This window comes from Limimaricola sp. G21655-S1, from assembly GCF_027213785.1.
GTDB lineage: Bacteria > Pseudomonadota > Alphaproteobacteria > Rhodobacterales > Rhodobacteraceae > Limimaricola.
Genome location: NZ_JAPWGO010000371.1, coordinates 1 through 253, shown reverse-complemented (window position 1 = coordinate 253; position 253 = coordinate 1). Strand labels below are relative to the sequence as shown.

The following is a 253-nucleotide window of genomic DNA, read 5'->3' as shown; positions in this document are numbered from 1 at the left end:
GCTGTCCGGGGCCAATGTCGCCACCGAACGGGCGTTTTTGATGGTGGCGGTGATGCTGGTGGCGGTGCTGATGGACCGGCGCGCGATATCCGTGCGGGCGGTTGCCTTTGCAGCGGTGCTGGTACTGCTGCGCCGCCCCGAAAGCCTGCTGAGCGCCGGGTTTCAGAGGAGCTTTGCTGCGACACTGGCGCTGGTGGTGGTATTTCGGGCGGTGCAGCCGATGTTTCGACCGGGACGCGGCGGTCACTTAGGA

At 66.0% G+C, this 253-nt stretch carries 1 protein-coding gene; it reads left to right on the top strand.

Features of this window, described 5'->3' with window-relative positions; translation table 11 throughout:
• A partial coding sequence (locus O4G76_RS21120) for a ComEC/Rec2 family competence protein (RefSeq protein WP_269399055.1) occupies nt 1-253 on the top strand: 253 nt, incomplete at both ends.